Annotated in this window: 11 protein-coding genes; 8 read left to right on the top strand and 3 right to left on the bottom strand. The window is 35.0% G+C overall.

Going from position 1 to position 16592, the window contains the following annotated elements; translation table 11 throughout:
• Positions 1–209: 209 nt before the first annotated feature.
• From MK119_RS13530 to MK119_RS13520, 3 genes are all read right to left on the bottom strand, one after another.
• Positions 210–6746: an RHS repeat-associated core domain-containing protein gene (locus MK119_RS13530; RefSeq protein WP_290679740.1), complete on the bottom strand. Its 6537-nt coding sequence runs from the start codon at positions 6744–6746 to the stop codon at positions 210–212.
• A 51-nt stretch (positions 6747–6797) separates the two neighbouring features.
• Positions 6798–8474, bottom strand: coding sequence for a hypothetical protein (locus MK119_RS13525; protein ID WP_290679738.1), 1677 nt, complete (start codon positions 8472–8474; stop codon positions 6798–6800).
• 159 nt (positions 8475–8633) lie between these two features.
• Positions 8634–8912 (bottom strand): hypothetical protein, encoded by a 279-nt coding sequence (locus MK119_RS13520; protein ID WP_290679736.1) that lies wholly within the window; start codon positions 8910–8912, stop codon positions 8634–8636.
• A 397-nt stretch (positions 8913–9309) separates the two neighbouring features.
• On the opposite strand from MK119_RS13520, the gene ychF reads away from it, so the two are divergent.
• The 8 genes from ychF to MK119_RS13485 all read left to right on the top strand — a co-directional run bounded on the left by ychF (position 9310) and on the right by MK119_RS13485 (position 16585).
• Positions 9310–10401, top strand: a complete 1092-nt coding sequence (gene ychF / locus MK119_RS13515) for a redox-regulated ATPase YchF (protein WP_290679734.1) — start codon at positions 9310–9312, stop codon at positions 10399–10401.
• Positions 10402–10959, top strand: a complete 558-nt coding sequence (locus MK119_RS13510; protein ID WP_290679732.1) for a GNAT family N-acetyltransferase — start codon at positions 10402–10404, stop codon at positions 10957–10959.
• A gap of 32 nt (positions 10960–10991) precedes the next feature.
• A complete protein-coding gene (locus MK119_RS13505) occupies positions 10992–11450 on the top strand; it encodes a hypothetical protein (RefSeq protein ID WP_290679730.1) in 459 nt (152 codons plus the stop codon).
• Positions 11451–11581: 131 nt separating this feature from the next.
• A complete protein-coding gene (locus MK119_RS13500; protein WP_366512816.1) occupies positions 11582–12253 on the top strand; it encodes an EamA family transporter in 672 nt (223 codons plus the stop codon).
• Entirely contained in the window at positions 12181–12483 is a 303-nt protein-coding gene (locus MK119_RS24320) for a DMT family transporter (protein WP_366512815.1), read from the top strand. The genes MK119_RS13500 and MK119_RS24320 overlap by 73 nt, the downstream gene beginning before the upstream one ends.
• Before the next feature lie 66 nt (positions 12484–12549).
• A complete protein-coding gene (locus tag MK119_RS13495) occupies positions 12550–13665 on the top strand; it encodes a transglutaminase domain-containing protein (protein WP_290679728.1) in 1116 nt (371 codons plus the stop codon).
• 120 nt (positions 13666–13785) lie between these two features.
• A complete protein-coding gene (locus MK119_RS13490) occupies positions 13786–14586 on the top strand; it encodes a hypothetical protein (protein ID WP_290679726.1) in 801 nt (266 codons plus the stop codon).
• A gap of 142 nt (positions 14587–14728) precedes the next feature.
• Positions 14729–16585 (top strand): DNA topoisomerase IV subunit B, encoded by a 1857-nt coding sequence (locus tag MK119_RS13485; protein WP_290679724.1) that lies wholly within the window; start codon positions 14729–14731, stop codon positions 16583–16585.
• Positions 16586–16592: the final 7 nt, after the last annotated feature.

Genomic DNA, 16592 nt, shown 5'->3' with positions numbered 1-16592 from the left:
AATCGAAACATTATGGTTTTTGGATTGGTTAAAACACAAAAATCAACTATTTACTGCCCATTTCAAAACGGTAAAACCGTATTTAACAATTTTATCTTTGAGGTTATAAATGTTTATCCTTTAGAATTATGAAAGATAAAAAGATAGGCTAGACGTATTTTAAATGTATCTAACCTATCTTTTTAAGGATTATATCTGTGCTTCAACAATTATTCATTAGTAGCGTTCCAATAGGAAGGATTTAAGAATAATGCTGTTTGCGATCCTACACTTCCTTGTATTGCTGGATTATAGGATTTAGCCGCATAATATTCGTTAGTACTAGAAGTTGTTGCAGTTCCACTTTTAGAATTATTAGTGTTTTTGGTATCTGCTGCTTCTGAAGATGAGAAAGCCATTGCGTTAACTGCTTGTTTTGTCAATGCAGCTACACCGCTTCCTAAGGTAGGAAGTGCAAATTTACCGAGTACAAATGATTGTAATCCACCAATTATTGGTACGCTTACATTTGGAACTTTACTCACAAATGAAGGAAGTGGAATAACTCCCATAGAACCAAAAGAACTATAAGCATCGCTTACTTGTGTTAAGGATTTATAGCTATAGGTTAAGTTTGTATTTCCTAATTGTTCAAAACGTAGAGACTGAATGGTTGCTAATGCACCGCCTCCACCAGCAATTCCACCAGCGATTGCGCCTCCGACTGCTCCAGTGACAGACCCTTTTAACAAGACATTTTGCCAACTCCCACTGTTTTGTACACCAAAAGCATCATTGACAAAGTATTGACTTACTCCTTGTGCTCCTCCAACAGCAGCACCTACGGCAGCGCCAACACCTGCACCTGCTGCTACACCAGCAATGATTCCTCCAGTTGTAGTTGTGGCGGCTGCGGCTGCGGCAGATCCTGCGGCAAAAGCGCCAACACCTCCAGCAGCAGATAATGCGCCAGCAACGGCTCCAATTCCAGCTCCAGCAAAGATGTAGCCTGCTAATGCTCCTCCAGATATACCTGCTTTTGTTCCAGTATAAGCAGCAACACCACCTCCAACAGCAGCACCGATGACAGCACCAACAATTAGGATGACCAAGAATGTTGCAATTTCTCCTGATGGATCAGATAAATTGATAGGATTGTTATTGCAATATGCAAATGGACTCCCGTATTGAAATTTTGGGTCTACAGAATAGAAACGACACAATTGCGGATCATACATTCTTGCCCGATAGTTATACAGATTTATTTCAGCTTCAAATTCTTGTCCTGTAAATAAATATGTAAAGCGGGTTATGTCTCCATAACTATTTGCCATGGTTTGTCCAAAAGGTAGATAATCTAACATAGCTTCAACTGTGCCTGTTTTATTCACTACAGCACGAATAGAACCTTGTTGATCTTTTAGCATGAAGAATGTGCCATCGTTTGTAAGCATTCCAATAAGACCTCCAACACCATACATATATTGAACAATATCTTTGGTAATCTCTACTAATGGTAAATCATTAAGTCCATGCACATATATTTTTTGTTGACCATCTATGGTGTTTTTTAGAACACGCTGTTGCAGACCATTGTATGCATAGGATTGCTCTTTTCCTTCCTGCAATTTAATATGTAGCGGAAGATTTGTTAGCGTATCATATTCAATCTTTTCAATAGCATTAGCTGAAGATTTGATGATATTTCCATACGAGTCATATCCATAGATTCTGTTAATTTCCTTGTTGGCAGAGTTGACTTGCGTTACTTTATTCGTACCAGAATTATAGGTATATTTCAAGGTTTCATTTTTTGAAGTAATGGTTTCAACATTTCCATTAGGATCATATGTAGTTGGTGTAATGACGCCAAGATTATAATTAGCATTGCTGCTATGTTCTGCTGCTACAAGTTGTCCAACATTATTATATTTAAAGCGATAATCAAATGAATTTTCAGCTTTCATATAATTTGTAGTAGCAGCATGGGCGATACTTCCGTTGAAATATTTTGAATCTTCAAAACCTCCACTAGTATACAAGTATCCTAGTTTTAGAATAGGATTTTTATCTGAAAATTGATTCATAATTTCTTTAATCCATCCCGGTGAATTGTATTCAATTTTTCGTTCTACAGCTGTTGTACTAGTTGGATTAAATACTTCAGAAGCAATACTTCCATCAGCATTGTACGTATATTTTGCAAATTTATCTACAATATCGGGTGTTCCTATGTCTGTGTTTTGTCCCAAAATATTGTATTGATATGTAACTTTTGGTACAGGTGAATTTTCAGGATATTGAATAGATAAAACATTTCCTAGATTGTCATATTTATAACTTGTTTTTTGTTCTTTCGCTCCTTCAATGAGTAGGGAAGATACCGTAGTATTTCCGTATGTATCATATTCATATCCATTGGTTACTTTTTGCTTATTAGATTGACTATACGTTTTCCATAAACGTCCTATTAGTGTTGGATTGTTTCCATCTCCGTCATACTCATTACGTTTACTCCAAGTAGTAACATTTGGATAGTTAGGATCTGTGTTGGCTAACTTTTGCCATTCAGAACCGTCTGCCCAAGTTCCAGGAAATGTTCCTTCTTCGGTAATACGTCCTAAAATGTCATATTTTTTGTAGGCAATGGTTCCAGCAACTTGATTTAATGCATTTATACTAAATCGTACTTGACCAGAAGTGTCATATATAAATTTTGCTATTCCAGAATCTGGCGTATCTACCTGAGTAATCTGATTCAAGAAATTATACGACTTATGAATGCTATAATCTTCTTGATTTGATGACATCCCAAAATAATTAGGAGGAAGAATTTGTATTATATTCCCTTTAGCATCATATACTTGTTGCGTAGCACTTATAATTGGTGATGCTTCGTTTTTGGCATCTGTTTGTTTGGCTAAGACTTTTCCTGATCGATCTTTAAGTTCGTAGACTTGTGCTCCGTCAGAATCCATGACTAAATTCACTACATAGTATCCTTTTACAAAATTGATTCCTGCAATTCGTTTTTGGTCTTCTATACCATAACGATATACACCGACATGTGTATTGGTTTCAGTGATCGCAAAGTCTTTTCCAGGTAAGCCAGATTTTATAGGGCGTTTTAAAGGAGATGCTTCAAATAGTGTTCTACTGTATGGATATCCTTGATCATCAGGATAAAAATCGTTCACTTCACCTGTCATTATACCAGTAGTCCAGTTTATTCCTGTTACAAAATTTGGTCTGTAGCCAAATGCAGTATCTGTAAACCCTGCTATTTTAGTTTCAATAGTTTGTGAGGATAAGGCATTGTATATTTTTTCTCTAACCAAACAGTTTTCTGCTCCCATAACTTGTAGTTGGATGTCTTTAGCATCTCCGTTTTTATAAGCTATGGACGCTTGTGGTGTTTGATAGGTTGCCATATTGGAAAAAGAAATTTCTCCAAGAGCCGTCAAACTCATCGTACCTGAAAGTGTTGATTGACTTTTTTCAGCAAAGATTTGTTTTCCATCTGCAAAGACATAAAATGTTTTTCCTATGGGCAATAAACATACGTTGATCGGAGCATTTTTTGCCTGTGTATTTTGAGAAGTATTTCCATCAATTATTAATGACCAACCAGCTGTAGCTGACCATGAAGTTTGTATATTTTCCCCAAAACTAACTTCAAACATTGAGCTTTGTGTATCCTTTACAAGAAGCGAGAAAAGCAGCGCAAAGTTTTTTTGATCTTTTGTTTCAGTCCAAGCAATGGTATCTTTTTCAGATCCTTTATAGAGTAAATTCCCTCGCTTAGTGGACCAAAGCTTTGCATTTTCAGGAACCCATTGTTCCCAAATTTGAGAACCATTGGTAAAAGTTTCATAAATTCCGCCTTGACTAGCAGCTATTATACATAAGCTGTTTGGGTCATCTTGAGGGAATGTGAAATCTGTAGCAGTATCCCATTGACGCACTCTGTAAGCAAGACTTCCGTTTTTAGTATTTTCTGAAGGGCCAATTTCTGCAATCTTATCGTGTACTGCGTCATAAGCATAACGTATTACATCTGCATTTGCTCCAACTTTGGCAATTTCGATTTTATACTCATTATAAACACTGATAGAAACTTGTCCGACAATAGGAGTAAACGTAATGTTATTAAGAGCTATAGACTTTTGTGTTTTGGCATTTACAAGTGCTAAAGACATTTTTTCATTATCAGAAGCAACAACCGTTTGCCAATAAATCCACTTTTCTTCTTCCTCAACATCGATTTCTATGTGCTGAATACCTTTAGAAGTGGTTATTTGCCAATATGCCTTTCCGCCATCCGTTAAAAACTCTTTTTCTAATTTTACCCAAGATGATAAAATACAGTTCTCTTCAGGTCGTATTTCTGTGTTTTTTGTAAGTGTGGTTCCAGCCTGTAATTGTAGACTTGTGTAGCCAGTAAAAGCATCTCCATTTAATAAAGCTTCTTTAAAATTTTGACTATTTCCGCTTAGTTTCCAATCTTGTTCATAACACTCATAGGCTTCAAAACCAGTATAGAAACTTTGATTAGTACCAGCATTTACAAAAGAAGCTGTTTTATGAATCTCTTCTCGATCAAAAAAGGTGGTTTCTACTTTTCCAGAGACATCTTTTTCTTGAGAAATAACTCCATAAGGAGTGCGTTTTAATACTGTGTTTACCAATTGCCAATCTGATTCAGTACTTTCTATAGATTCGGGTAAATTGTTGATAAAGGATGAAATATCTAACTCCTTTGTCAATACATACGCTTTTGAAGTACACCAAACGGGTTTTTCGGTATTGTCAGGAAAAACTACTGTAGCAGGTGCATATGTTTGCAAGCTACCCGCAGTACATACCTCTGAAGTAGTTCCTGATGGAATGACGCTACTGAATTGCGATAATGAGATGTCTATTGCATTGCGTTGCAAAAACCAAGAATATGCTTGGTAAGCATATGTGTAATAGGTGCGAAGTGTTTCTATTTTGCCATCTCCGTTTACATTTTCGTATTCTTCGAGAATTAGTTTTCCATATGTAGGATCATACGTGTATTGGGTAGTTTTTTCTAAACCATCATCAATGTTTGTTTCACTTTTTGACCTCACAAAACCACCAAAAAGATCAATTTGTTCTCCGTCTACCGTAATCTGTGTAAATGTTTGTAGTTCTGAAATTTCTTCTGATAAAACTTTTCCTGCTTTGTCATAAGTTCTACGATTGATAAGTTGCCCATCTAACAAACTACTAGATTTGGTATCGATAGTACTCGTTTTTAAGTTGAGACTTTTTTGGGTTAAACTATTTAATACTAAATCATTATAGTAGATGTTTTCTACATGACCAAATTCAGGGTTATCGATAGCGTCTGTTCCCGGATAATAGAAGCTTTTGTAATATTTAACGACTGTTCCTGATGGATCACATGTAGCAGAATTTAAGTCAAAAACATATTTTGTAGTATTTGTTTCATAACCATTATTTCGAGACATAGTATCTACACAATAATCCACTACTTTTCCTTGTATGGTGCCTTCTAGATAACGATGTATGGTAATGCTATCTGCATCTTTGAATTCTTTGTTTAAAGGTAAAGATGTTACAAAAGTAGATGCGCCCGCAGGATATTGTCCATTGGTATTTCTATTGATCATACCTTGGCTGTCAATTGGTGTAAAGAATCGTTGTTCTATAACTTCTTCATGACCTAAGAATTGATTTTGAAGCGTCCATACAGATGCGCTTTTAGGATATCCGTTTACATCTGTATTGAGATATGCTAAAAATTGCGGGCCTTGATTGATCATCGTGGCACTATTAATATCTTTAGGTAGTTCTTGATATGGAGTAATTGCATTTTCCCAATTCGTTTGCGATCCACGATTATATACTTTATTTCCCATTGTTGCAATATCAGTTCCAGCTGTTGGGAAATAGTGAATCTTTCGATTAGAAGTAGTACCTTCCTTTTTAAGTAAGACAGCGGACTCATTATCCCATTCAAATGAGTTTATAGTAGGATCAAAACTCAATAGCTTGGAATCGCTAGCAAATTCTCTATTGCTCGTGTACAATGCGTAATCATTTCCATAAGCAAACCAATTGATATCTTGATCACTAAAAGTACTTCTGTAAGATAGATTGTCATTTTGTAACCACTTTTCCCCATTAAAACGCAGTAAATTAGGACCAGAGGCTACCATTGTATTTGCAACTATTTTAGCCATAAACGGAACTGTAATTGCTTGTGAAGGATTAGTTTTTCCAAGTCGATAATCAAAATCAGTAATCTCTAAATTCTGAAAAGTTTCATCCCATTGCATAAGTTTCACTGTATAATCAAATGATAATGAAACTTCTTTGGTGATAAACGTCAAAGCTATAAAAGAAGAACTGGCTGTAAATCCAAATGTTTCTTTTGGATTTATCCCTCCAATAGTAAAGATTAAAGTTGTGGTAGCACCGGCTTTCCATTCGTATAAATCCCCTTGATAAAATAGACTGAAATCGTTATGATGTTCACCTCCTGTTTGTGGATTGTAATCTAATATTGCATAATATTTATTACTAGCTACAAGGTAAGGAATTGCATTGGGGTTTCCGCTTTGCAAAACACTACTAATATCTTCTATAATCCATTGTTTTGTAAATGCATTCCATGTATAGCGCATTAGTGTACGATTGTCTTGGTCACATACCAAGAAGAAATTATCTCCTGCGACTACTTCTATATTTGCTGATTTTATGGAAATGGGATCCAAAGCAAACCAATCTCCCCATTTACGATTATTTTTATGGTATACATATACTTCTTAAGTTGAGTTTTGAGCCGAAGAATAATGAAAACACACAAAATTATCCGTGGTTACAGCATTGAGGCTGTCAATATCTGCTTTAGCAGAAAAAATACTTTCTGCAGGTTCCCATGATTGCCATCGTCCTACCCATGTATATAAGGCAACTTTTAATTTTTCTGTAGTACCATTTCGCCATGCATTGAATACAAAATCACCTCCATACCACACTTTAGGAGTTCCTACTTTTGGCCACGGATTTTCTATCGTAATTTGTCTATCGCATCTTGATAGTTCTTGTTGTGTGTATTGATAACTAATTTCAGCTCCTTCAGGGGTTATGGCACTTTTGATAGCTCCTGCATTTATGCTTCCTGCAGGCCAATATGCTAATAATAAACCAGGTTTTGCACTTCCGTTTCCATATATTTTTTGGATTCCAGTTAAGGTTCTTTTTATGGTATTTCCATACAGATTTGAACTTTTGTCATAATCGCTAAAGTTTGAAGTTTCGTCATAGGTAAATTGTTGGGTATATAATACTTGTGCTTCACTATTTTGTACTACAACGGCATCTAAATATTTGGTTTCGAATTGATCTTGATATGGACTTGGATCTTTAGTAGGAACTGCTCCATACGGATCATTCCAATGTGGTGCCATATATTCACGAGCACCAGCAGGATCATTGATGACATATGCTTTTTCCTTGTACTGAAAAAGAACTTCCCTGCTGAACATGTCTGTGATTTTAGAGATGTAACTGGCTTTGGTAAATTCTAATCCAGTTTCTCCAACTTTTTGCATTACAATATCATAATAGAATTGTATTTGATCTCCAAATATATTTTCTACGGTTGCTAAATTCCATCCGCTAACAAATTGCGATTGTAATTTTTGCCCATTATCGGAATCTACAACATTTGAAGAACCTTTCCAGTTACTCCAACGAACATTGTATTTCAAAACATTTCTGTGTTCATCAGCATCAAACTGTCCTCCGTACATGTAAATAGTACCATCATCTTTAATGACTTCCCAAGATTCAAATTCTGGGTAGTATATCATTTGACTAAAATCATATTGAAAACATTCAAATGCTAATCCTGCCGCAGTAATTACAAGTGTATTGTTTTCTTTTCGCGCTTGATATGTTCGTTGTTTCTTTGCATCTGAAATACGCCATTTCTCAGCAGCTAGTTTTGATACTTTTGCGGTTGTACTTAAGGGCAATCCTGTTTTATGAAATGCTTGCTGAAATTTTTTAGTAATACTATTTGTCTCTAATTCTTTAATTAATGAGGTGTCAAGAGAAGCTCTTTCCCAGATTTTATTGCTGCGGATTAATTCTGTTGGAATAGTATCATTGTAGATAAAATAGGTGTTGTCATTTGGTGTAGCATTCCCCGATGTTTCAACTTCGATGCGTTGGAAGGGTAAGGTCCATCCTAATCCTAGTATTCCTGTAGGTTTCTCTTCATTCGAGATTTGAATGTTGTTTTTTACATTACTTCCGTAGGAGGCAGTTACTTTAAAATCGAGTCCGTTTCTTCCCTTTAAGCTTACTAAATCTAACGAAAGATTGACATCTCCACGAAAAAGATTGACACTGTCTTTAAAAATATCATTTCCGTCATCTTCAAATTGTGTAGTACGGATCGATGGTATTTGTTTATTATTGGCTTCTGTACTCATATTTGTGTAGGTTTTGGTTGATTAATAATTAAATACTTCCGATGCAATAGAGGAGCATTGTTTTGAGGGAAAACTATACGATTGTGAAAGTAATGTGTTAAAAAAAGTGATGAGCAATATGAAACATATTGCTCATCACTTATAAAAAAACATTATGTTTTATGCCTCACAGTCTGCAATAATCAATACAGTGACTGTACCATAGCCCACATTGTTAGAATCGTCTCTCATTTCGCAGGTTGCACCTACAGAAACTTTACTTCCAGAGATTCCTTTCATTGAACTAGCCACAGAGATTGAACGAACATGGTGATCATGATTATAAGAAACATCAAATCCTTGTACTGATGTAGAAGCATTAATAATTGTAGATCCTAAATCTACTGTTTCTGTTTCACCTGATTTTACTTGTACTGTGCTAAATTTTGTAATAGCCATAATTTTGGTTTTAAATAGGTTAAAAATTATTTTTTGTAAGAAAATGAGTTTGTTTTAATTGTTTTTACTTACAAGTACAAAGTAAATACGTGTTGTTATTTCTTACATCCGTAGTAATACCCATTTTTGTGATTGCGTGTTTTCACTTTTTTAATGAAATAACGTATATAGTTCTAATAATCAGTAGGTTGTAATTTGTTAAGAAAACTTAATATGAATAGTTATTGTTGTTTTTTAGACACATTTTTATATTCAAATCCATTCATTTTTAAGTGATTACATTATGTATTGTTATTTTGAAATCAGAGATAAAAAGCTTCAGTAAATCCTCGTAAAATAAAATTATTATATCAATGCATAAATAGTATATTTGCACCACTAAAATTTTATCATCACAATGAAAGCTGGAATTGTAGGATTACCGAACGTTGGAAAATCAACTTTATTTAACTGTTTATCGAATGCGAAAGCACAAAGTGCAAACTTTCCATTCTGTACGATTGAACCAAATTTAGGAGTAGTAAATGTACCAGATCCGCGTTTGGAAAAATTGGAAGAATTGGTAAATCCACAACGTGTATTGCCAGCTACAGTAGAAATTGTAGATATTGCAGGTTTGGTTCGTGGAGCGAGTAAAGGAGAAGGATTAGGAAATCAGTTTTTAGGAAACATTCGTGAATGTAATGCGATTATGCATGTATTGCGTTGTTTTGACAATGACAATATTGTACACGTAGACGGAAGTGTAGATCCAATTCGCGATAAAGAAACGATTGATATCGAGCTACAACTAAAGGACTTAGAAACAGTTGAAAAACGTCTGGAAAAAGTAAAAAGAGCAGCCAAAACTGGAAACAAAGAAGCACAAAAAGAACAGACGACTTTAGAAAAGTTCAAAAATGCTTTAGAGCAAGGAATTTCCGCTAGAGCTGTAGAGGTTACAGAAGACGAAGAAGAGTTGATGAAAGGTTTTCAATTGTTAACAGCGAAGCCTATCCTATATGTATGTAATGTAGATGAAGCTTCTGCAAAGTCAGGAAACGATTATGTTGAAAAAGTACGTGAAGCGGTAAAAGATGAAGATGCTGAAATCATTGTGTTAGCTGTTGGAACAGAAGCAGATATCGCAGAATTAGAAGATTACGAAGAACGCCAAATGTTTTTAGAAGACATCGGATTGGAAGAGCCAGGTGTTTCTCGTTTAATTCGTGCTGCTTATAAACTATTAGACTTACAAACTTATTTTACAGCAGGAGAGAAAGAAGTACGTGCTTGGACTATCAAAATTGGTTCAACGGCGCCACAAGCTGCTGGAGTAATTCATACAGATTTTGAAAAAGGGTTCATTCGTGCAGAGGTGATCAAATATGATGACTATGTGGAATACGGAACGGAAAACAAAGTAAAAGAAGCTGGAAAATTATCGATAGAAGGAAAAACATACGTTGTGAATGATGGAGATGTAATGCATTTTTTATTCAACGTATAAATGAATGAAAAAGCTCTTTTTACCCTTCGAAAAGCTACGCTAAATGATGTAGAAACTCTTGAGAAATTAATCAAGGCATCTGCAACTGCCATCAATGCCGACTATTACTCAACAACAGAAATTAATGCTGCCTTGGGAAATGCTTGGACAGTTGATGTACAATTGATCAATGATGAAACCTATTGGATAGTAGAAAACCCGGAATGTACTATTGTAGGATGTGGTGGTTGGAGCAAGCGAAAACTATTATTTGGAAAAAGTGAACCTTCAGGCCATGTTGGAAGTGATGATTTATTAGTTCCAGGTGTAGACGCAGCAAGAATACGCGCTTTTTTTGTTCATCCAAATCATATAAGAAAAGGCTTGGGAACCATGCTACTTGTAAAGTGTGAAGAAGAAGCGATGACACAAGGCTTTACGACCTTAGAATTGGTAGCAACACTGAGTGGTAAAAAACTCTATGCAGCAAAAGGATATGTTCTTGTAAAAGCATATGATATCGAGCTAGGAGATGGAGTTACAAATGCTGTGATTTCTATGCGTAAAGAAATGTTGTAAAATATAAAAGCAGTGTTAATATGTTAAAAATAATGACATTACGACTTTCTTTATTTATGCTATTATTTTTGCTGTTTTTTGGGTGTAAAAAGGTAGAAAAAGAGCCAAACCTCACTAAAATTATTAACTCTGAAATAAGTAACAACCCAGCTATACTGAAGATGTTAACCAACGGCTATGAATTCAAGTATAGTGAAGGTGGAATTGGAAGAGACTTTGCCAAACCTATCTACAATGATTCAATTGTCATTCTAAAAAACAGCTTGACACAGCATCTAGACATTTCCAAAATCAATTATGGTAAAACAATTTTAATAGATAGCGTAGCGCTCTGCAATCTATCTCATGCATACGATTTAAAGAACCAAATCATAAGAAGTTTTTTACAGGTTATCAGTCTTAACACAAGTAAACAATACAAATTAGAATTAAAAAACTGGGTGCCTCAATACATTGATGATACGTACAAATGTGTTGAATTTGACTATTAATTCATCTATTTAGCTAATTCACAATTTTTACCAACAAAAAGAATTGTAGAAAAGACACTCTATTACTTTTGCCATTACAGTATGAGCTGATTTCACCATTTTATTAAAGAAACTTATAATACTTTTGTCGGATGAAATCTAACAGGGCACTTTTTTACGGCATAAGTATCGGTATTTTGGGAATTATCCTATTTTCCTCGAAAGCAGTCTTGGTTAAACTCATCTACAACTATGAAGTAAGTGCCTTAGATGCGTTGTTGTTGCGAATGCTATTTTCATTTCCAATATATCTTGTTATTGCTTTTGCTTATAAGAATAAAAAGCAACCTGCATCAACAGCTACAAAAGACTATGTTTGGATCATCGCTTTTGGTGTCGTGGGCTATTATTTAGCAAGTCTATTTGATTTTATAGGATTAACGTACATAAAAGCGAGCCTAGAACGAATTATTCTGTTTTTGTATCCAACGATTGTATTGCTTTTGAACAGGTTTTTCTTGAAAACCAAAATTGAATCCAAACAACTCCTCGCCATTGGTATTACCTACATAGGAATCATCATTGCATTTGGACAAGAAGTCCAATTTTCAGGAACTAATACCTATATAGGCGGCGCATTTGTATTGTTAAGTGCTATTACTTATGCTTCGTATTTAGTCGGAAGTGGATGGTTGATACCAAAATTCGGTGTGGTGAAATTTACGGCTTATGTGATGTCGGTTTCCTGTATATGTGTATTTATTCATTATGGAATTGCTGGCAGTTTGATCTATTTCAGTTTCCGTGGCAAGTATACCTATTAGGTTTTTTAATTGCATTAATCGCTACAGTAATCCCTTCTTTTCTAGTGTCAGAATCTATAAAACGTATCAGTTCTTCAAACTTTGCCATTATTGCAGCAATTGGACCAATTTCTACGATCATTTTGGCGGTAATATTCTTGGGGGAAACATTGAGTCTTTTGCAATATTTCGGATCGGTGATTGTTATTTTGGGAGTATTAATAATCAACTTAAAAAAGCACAAAACTTAAGGAGAATATACTAATCATGTAAATAATAAGTTTTCTTTTTAAGAACTAAATATTAAGACCATTAATATGAAAAAAAACATTGTCATCCTTTTAGGAGTATGCACCATTTTTGCTTGTGACACAGATAAAAAAGAAGCAGAAAAAAAGCCGCCTGTAATCAAGGCGAACTCTATTGAAACCGTTTATAAAGTTGATACGGACTGGTACAGAGGAAGATGGGGAATTGCGCCTCACGTTGAACATGATACCCTAAAAATTACCTGTTATACACCAAAAACAGCCTTTTTATTTAAAACAGATATCGATAGTATTGAGTTTGAGATTGCTCCGGACATAAGTAAAGATTTTTATGTGCAATTAAATGATAGTTTAATGGCACACACTATCATTACAGGAGTGCCTTTTAAAACGATGCTTGTAGACTATAATAAAGCAGAAGATTCTGATATAGAAATAAAATATCAAGATGGAGAAAGTAAGTACTTAGAAAGTTTAAAAAAAGCTTATCCTGTAGAAATGTCTGATGCGATGTCTGATAAAGAAAAAGTATTGCATGTTTTAAACTGGACTAACAGTCGTTGGAAACACAATGGAAACAATTCTCCTAGAAAAAATGACGCTATCTCTATACTTCAAGAAGCAGAAGAAGGTGGACAATTTCCATGCTTTGCTTATGCCATTGTATTACGCGATCAATTGAATGCACTTGGTTTTAAAGCAAGAACAGTGTATTTAAAAACAGCAGATGCTAAAACACGAAAAAGTTCTCCAGGTCACGTAGCTACGGAAGTTTTCTTGAACGATTTGCAAAAATGGGTCTTTATAGATGGACAATTCAATGTGATGCCAAGCTTAAACGGAGTACCGTTGAACGCTATTGAATTTCAAAAAGCTATAGGTGCAAATTTTGATACTTTTAAGTTGGAAAGTTTGGCATCTGAAGAAGCAAAAGTTTCAAAAACAAGTTATGTTAACTTTGTTTATGACTATTTATACTACATAGAAACAACCTTAGATAATAGATATGAGCGAGAGGAACGATTTATGATTGATGGAAAAGCTTCATTAATGCTTGTTCCTTCTGGAGCGGCTAACCTTGATCATATTGATTTTTGGGATATGGATGTACACTATTGTAAATACACTACTTCTTCTGAAATATTTTATGCGAAACCCTCGTAAAGTAAAGGTTATCTTTAGATGAAAAGTAATGAAAAATAGTAAGATTTTTATAATATATCAGTAATCATTTAGATACATACTGGTTGTAATTTAGTGGTATAACCAAAAATATATTTTACCATGAAAAAAATTACATTCGTATGGACTGCATTTTTATTATTCTTTGCATTACATACACAAGCACAACAATCAGTTTTAGATGATTTAGATGAAACTTTTGACTCTGCAGAGATTGTTCGTATCGAAGCGAAAAGAGTAAAGGCTGCTTTAAAAACCTTAACAGTTGATTATGAAGTAAACAACAATTCAAATGTTGATGTAGCTGCGTATCTTCAAATCATGGATATTAGTATGGAAGTCGTAGAAGAATTCAGTGATGAAATCAACTACTACATTGGAAGTGCAGCACAAGGAAACAGCAATATTGATCCTAGTAGCATCCAAAGTAAGGCTTCTCAAATTGAAGGAAATGAAGATTATGTGCGCATCAAAAGTTCTGATTTACAGATAGCTATTCAACAAAACAATAGAAGTGTAGCACGCCAATTGATTCGAGAAATCAGAGGTTTCTTAAACACACAAATCAACTTAGCAAAAGAAATCAAAACTGAAGCAACTGCTTTCAAGGCAGTAGCAACTGTTTACAATGTTCGTATTGAATTGGTAGATGAGCTTACAGGAGCTCCTGTACCAGCAGGAACCTTACCTGGATATGGCGCAACAAATCAAGATACTGGAGAAGTCTTTTATACAGATTACTACACGATTGATACGTTTGCAAATTTACCAGCAGGCACCTATCGTTTTGATGCCTATGATGGGTATTTTGACGGTGCTTCAAGTGCGGTAGTAACCTTAGATCCGAGTTTGGTTGGAAGTGATGGATTTATCGTTGTAACACTTCAATATTGGTCAGAATAAGTGGAACATATAACAGATGACTTAAAAAAGCGCAATATTGACAAAAATATTGCGCTTTTTGTTGATTACTTTCAGGTGTTTGAGTTTTATTTTTTGAATGTAAATAGTATATTAGCATCCAACCCAAATATCACTTCTATAAATGTCACAAAACTCACAATATACCGAAGATAACATACGTTCACTAGACTGGAAAGAGCATATCCGTATGCGTCCTGGAATGTATATCGGAAAATTGGGAGATGGATCGTCTGCCGATGACGGAATTTATATCCTTCTAAAAGAGGTGCTGGACAATTCAATTGACGAATTTGTCATGGGCGCTGGAAGAACCATTGAAGTTTCTATTCAAGGATCAAAAGTGATTGTACGCGATTACGGGCGTGGAATTCCTCTCGGAAAAGTAGTCGATGTAGTATCGAAGATGAATACAGGAGGAAAGTACGATTCAAGAGCCTTTAAAAAGTCAGTAGGACTAAATGGAGTTGGTACAAAAGCCGTAAATGCATTATCTAGCTATTTTAGAGTTGAATCTACCCGTGATGGGAAATCGAGTTCTGCCGAATTTGCTTTGGGAGAATTGAAAGGAAAAGAGTTCTTAGATGAAACATCGCGTAGACGCGGAACTAAAGTAGCGTTCATTCCTGATGATACCATCTTTAAAAACTTCAAATACCGTATGGAGTACGTGGCAAAAATGCTGCGTAACTATGTTTATCTAAATCCTGGGTTGACAATCATTTTTAACGGAGAGAAATTCTTTTCAGAAAATGGATTAAAAGACCTATTGGAGGACAACAACAACAAAGAAGATATGCTTTATCCAATCATTCACTTAAAAGGGGATGATATTGAAGTAGCCATTACACATAGTAAAACACAATACAGCGAAGAATACCATTCGTTTGTAAACGGACAACATACAACACAAGGAGGAACGCATCAAGCTGCCTTTAGAGAAGCCATTGTAAAGACAGTGCGTGACTTTTACGGAAAAAGCTATGAAGCGTCTGATATTCGTAAATCCATTATATCAGCGGTAAGTATCAAAGTAATGGAACCTGTTTTTGAATCGCAAACCAAAACAAAATTGGGTTCTACAGAAATGGGAGGCGATTTGCCAACTGTTCGTACGTATGTCAATGATTTTATTGGAAGGTATTTGGATAACTTTTTACATAAAAATTCAGAAACGGCAGAAAAACTACAACGTAAAATTCTGCAAGCAGAACGTGAGCGTAAAGAACTCTCTGGAATTAGAAAATTAGCCAAAGAACGTGCTAAAAAAGCAAGTTTGCACAATAAAAAACTACGTGACTGTCGTATTCATTTAGGTGATGTAAAAAAAGACAGAAGATTAGAAACCACCTTGTTTATTACCGAGGGAGATTCGGCTTCGGGTTCTATCACAAAATCACGAGATGTAAATACGCAAGCGGTATTTAGTTTGCGAGGAAAACCATTGAACTCATACTCAATGTCCAAAAAGATTGTATATGAAAATGAAGAATTCAATCTTTTACAAGCCGCTTTAAACATTGAAGAGTCATTAGAAGATTTACGATACAACAACATCGTAATCGCAACCGATGCCGATGTGGATGGAATGCACATTCGTTTGTTATTAATAACGTTCTTTTTACAATTTTTCCCAGAATTGATCAAAGAAGGACATTTATACATTTTACAAACACCTTTATTTAGAGTACGAAACAAAAAAGAAACTATATACTGCTATAGTGAAGCAGAAAAACTAGCCGCTATTAATAAGTTGTCTGGAAAACCTGAAATCACACGATTTAAAGGTTTGGGAGAAATCTCACCAGACGAATTCAAACATTTTATCGGAGACGATATTCGTCTCGACCCTGTCATGTTAGACAGAGAAACTTCCATAGAAGAATTATTGCAATTCTATATGGGAAAGAATACCCCAAACAGACAAGAATTTATTATTAATAACCTAAAGGTAGAATTAGACCTTATTGAAGACAAATAGTTGATAG

The organism is Kordia sp. (assembly GCF_022447245.1).
In the GTDB taxonomy this organism is placed as follows: domain Bacteria; phylum Bacteroidota; class Bacteroidia; order Flavobacteriales; family Flavobacteriaceae; genus Kordia.
The sequence above is the reverse complement of the archived record's forward strand: the minus strand, read 5'-3'. Positions and strand labels throughout refer to the sequence as shown.

What these genes read in the sequence shown, in the direction of transcription:
- MK119_RS13525 (WP_290679738.1), bottom strand. Translation starts at nt 8,474, where the DNA reads ATGAGTACAGAAGCCAATAATAAACAAATACCATCGATCCGTACTACA.
- MK119_RS13520 (WP_290679736.1), bottom strand. Translation starts at nt 8,912, where the DNA reads ATGGCTATTACAAAATTTAGCACAGTACAAGTAAAATCAGGTGAAACA.
- ychF (WP_290679734.1), top strand. Translation starts at nt 9,310, where the DNA reads ATGAAAGCTGGAATTGTAGGATTACCGAACGTTGGAAAATCAACTTTA.
- MK119_RS13510 (WP_290679732.1), top strand. Translation starts at nt 10,402, where the DNA reads ATGAATGAAAAAGCTCTTTTTACCCTTCGAAAAGCTACGCTAAATGAT.
- MK119_RS13505 (WP_290679730.1), top strand. Translation starts at nt 10,992, where the DNA reads ATGACATTACGACTTTCTTTATTTATGCTATTATTTTTGCTGTTTTTT.
- MK119_RS13500 (WP_366512816.1), top strand. Translation starts at nt 11,582, where the DNA reads ATGAAATCTAACAGGGCACTTTTTTACGGCATAAGTATCGGTATTTTG.
- MK119_RS24320 (WP_366512815.1), top strand. Translation starts at nt 12,181, where the DNA reads ATGTGTATTTATTCATTATGGAATTGCTGGCAGTTTGATCTATTTCAG.
- MK119_RS13495 (WP_290679728.1), top strand. Translation starts at nt 12,550, where the DNA reads ATGAAAAAAAACATTGTCATCCTTTTAGGAGTATGCACCATTTTTGCT.
- MK119_RS13490 (WP_290679726.1), top strand. Translation starts at nt 13,786, where the DNA reads ATGAAAAAAATTACATTCGTATGGACTGCATTTTTATTATTCTTTGCA.
- MK119_RS13485 (WP_290679724.1), top strand. Translation starts at nt 14,729, where the DNA reads ATGTCACAAAACTCACAATATACCGAAGATAACATACGTTCACTAGAC.